This is a genomic window from uncultured Anaerovibrio sp. (genome assembly GCF_947302755.1).
In the GTDB taxonomy this organism is placed as follows: Bacteria; Bacillota; Negativicutes; order Selenomonadales; family Selenomonadaceae; genus Anaerovibrio.
The window spans coordinates 1-3425 of the sequence record NZ_CAMYWM010000196.1 but is presented as its reverse complement, the minus strand read 5'-3'; the positions used below and the strand labels follow the sequence as shown (position 1 = coordinate 3425).

Genomic DNA, 3425 nt, shown 5'->3' with positions numbered 1-3425 from the left:
TAGTTCCACCATTACCATATATGGAACGGCCAAAAAATGCTTTGCGGTCGATGCTATAACCCAAATCCTGCATTACCGCCAGTTCAGCCTCCATAAAGGAGGTATAATTACTATATGGACGATGACTCATCATACCAGTAGTCTGAAGATGAGAGCCTTCAAATTTTGTACCCTCCCATCCATTTACCGGTAACCCGGAGCGGCCAAAAAAGGTAACTCCGCCCAAGGCATCAGTCACATTATCACCCATAAAGTAGGCATAGCCTTTACCATCAGAGGTAATATTCTTATCTACCACGAAGTACTGACTTACATCGCCACTTCCTATATCACTGGATGTTACTATGGGCTTTCCAGCCTTGGCCTGATTGCCATTCTGGTCATAAAGGTGCAGCGTCCATGACTTAGTATCAGTAATACTATCATTAATACACAGCTTCCCTGCAGAGTTGGTCCCACTTCTCAGAGATATGCCCAAAGCATGACCCAGCTCATGGCGTATTGTGCCGACAAAGTCAGTAGCCTGCTCATTGGTTGGCAGCACCGTATCCGTATCTATCCACCAGCCGTGTATCGCATCTTTTCGATTGGCTCCCATATAATCTCCAATAGTGATTTCACTAAGTCCATAATTTCCTTTTGGCAGAACGCCGGTTTTGGCATTATCATAGGTAATGGTAGATAGCACCACACCGTCCTGAATCTGTTCACCTATATAATTTGCAGCATGATTATAGCTGTTCATTGCCTGACGAACACCATCTGATTTAATGGCATTAGAGGTGGCCCCGGCATTTTGATCCTTATCGGTGTTTACGAATATTTGCCATGGCGTTGTATTCTTTGCCCCGGCACCAAGAATATCCGACCAATATACTGTACTATCCAAGGTTCCCTGAATAAGCTCCTTCGGCAGGTTATACAACGCCTTATCTACGATATAATCCTTGTCACCCTGCCCCCGGCCAATCCCCTCACCTTCCTTTAAAAATTTAATTTCAGCAAAAACATTATCCCCAAAGGTAATTTCCTCAGAGGCAATATATGGACTGTCCGCCGCTGAGGCTATAGGTGCCATTGACACGGAGCCGGCCAACAAAGCTGCTGATAATACATACATTTTCTTCCTTGAAATCTGTTTTCTTTTGTTCATTTTCTTCCCTACTCCATATTTTTAAATTAACCGCTGTGTACCAATTCTATGTACATAACCTTATTTCCTTCTTTATATTTGGTCATTATTCTCTAATTTTTAGCGTCAGATTAGTTTATTCCAGCATTACAGACGATTCTTTTTGCGAACTGCCACAGAATGAAGGAAAAGGCTATCGCAGTCAACATAATAACAGTCAAACCATAAATATAATACAAATAATAGCAAAAGAGCAGTACAACTGCTGTACTGCTCTTGATATATAACTATTTTTTGTTTAAAGTAGCCGCACCGTGGACAGCATTTGCAATATCCATGGCACCGTTGGCTATGGTAAGAGCACCAGCTCCTGCACCGACTCCGGTGGCACACATTACTGTACCAATGGCTACAGTAGCCACACCTCCCGTTATTCTCAGCAAAATCCTAATCCAGAGCATTGAGCGTTGTTTATTCTTGTCCTTATACCTGCAACATTTTTCACTCGTTAAAAAAACATTTCCAACCGTGCCAGCACAGATTTCATGCGCCGGTGGGATGTAATGGAGCTGCCCCAAAAGTAACTGGCCACCAAGCCTACATTTTTCTCCAGTGCCCATGATCCGCCGATTTCCCAGCCCCGTTCTCCCCAGTTGGCAATACCCATGTCGTCATCGTACATGTCATCGATATTGCTGCTGGCGGGGATTACGGAAGAAATATACCCGTAATTACTGTAAGCCAAATATGCTTTCCACTCGCCCTTTTTACTGGCCTTACGATAGTTTCCATAAGAAAGCTCCACCTCCCAGGAGTAATCCTGCATATTTCCAAAACCTTCAATCATATCCGGGTCCTTGCTGTAATAGGCCTTGGCATAGGCTCCCGTCAGTACACATTTGGGAGAGAAGCGATAACCTAGATTTACGGAACCAATGTTAACGCCAGCTTTGCTTTCGTTTTCCATATCAGCAATAAAATTATAAGCCTTAGAGCTTAGATGGTAATAACCCAAACCACCAAAAATTTTTTTATTTGTCTTGTATTGAAGATTTACTCCCAAAATGGTGGCGGGGTCACGAGCCATAGCCCGCACTTCCGCTGCCTCCTTGGTCATCCCCATTGCTCTCAGTTCCCTGGAATATCCCATACCAATGCGGTAGGCGCCAGTTTTTGACATATTCAACCTTCCTCCCAGAAGCAACACCTTCCAACTCTTACCGGTCTGCACCGTGAATCCAGTAAAAGAGCTTTCCAGGACAATCCCGTTCTCATTGGTAGAAAGAGGTACTTTGCCTAACCGAATAACAGTGTTTCCATATTTTCCTTCTGCCCATACACGGTTCATTTTAACTGTGCCTGCAGAATTACGGTTTATATTCAAAGACATATCCAAGCGGCCATTGACCTTCCAGTGCTTGTTTATTTTGGCAGTAGGCTCCATGCGAAAAGAAAAAATTGATTTTTCCCTGGTTCTTCTTCCTTCTATTTGGTCACTTGTGAATAGATAATTTGCCCTCCCCGTCCATTTTACGGCATCAACATTTTTCTCCAGTTCCTTGACCCGTACACCTAAATCTTTCAATTCCTCTTGAAATTCAGCACATAGACGGTCAATCAAATCCTTGTCCCTTTTATCAGTTGCGCAAGCCATAGCTCTTGCTGTAATTTGTGCCATTTCGTAGCGAGTCATATTACGGTCTCCTCGGTAACTATTGTCACCGAAGCCCAGAACAATACCGCGTGAATGCAATTCCTGCAAAACATCATAAGACCAATGATCTGCAGGAACATCCCGAAAATGATTGGCTGCCTCTGCTCTGCAAAAGGGAAAAAGGCAGAGCAGATATATAACAAATACACTTTTCATGGCAATCTGAAAATTCATGACTGTGATTCCCTCCAATAGTGGAGCTCTGCCCTAGCAATCGCCATTTCCTTACTACAAAGAAGGGCAGCCTGAGCCTGCTTTACAGCTTTACTAATATATTCATTACTATATCACATTTTTATCATTTTTTGTAATATGAACTACTCTAGTAGACTAAAGCTCGTTATTTAGGCTTCTTTAGCCATAATTTTCCCCCTTTAATTGTATTTTTTTATTTCTACAAAAAATATCAGATTTCTTTTTTAGTAAATTAAATTTATATATTATTTTGAAAATGCGAAAGTAATACCCAAACCTACCACATTCTTCTCAAGGTAACTGCTGCCATAATGTCCTTATCGTGGCTACCCTTTTGAAGAGCCAAATCTCCGGCCAGTGTCCAACCTGGGGCAAATTCTGCCT

2 protein-coding genes and 1 pseudogene are annotated in these 3425 nt (G+C 42.5%); all 3 read right to left on the bottom strand.

The features are described from left to right. A pseudogene (locus tag Q0Y54_RS12365) lies at positions 1 to 1153 on the bottom strand (autotransporter outer membrane beta-barrel domain-containing protein); the annotation flags it as partial. 266 nt (positions 1154 to 1419) lie between these two features. Then, positions 1420 to 1593, bottom strand: a complete 174-nt coding sequence (locus Q0Y54_RS12360) for a hypothetical protein (protein ID WP_297968553.1) — start codon at positions 1591 to 1593, stop codon at positions 1420 to 1422. Positions 1594 to 1640: 47 nt separating this feature from the next. After that, positions 1641 to 3020: an S-layer homology domain-containing protein gene (locus tag Q0Y54_RS12355; RefSeq protein ID WP_297968550.1), complete on the bottom strand. Its 1380-nt coding sequence runs from the start codon at positions 3018 to 3020 to the stop codon at positions 1641 to 1643. Positions 3021 to 3425: the final 405 nt, after the last annotated feature.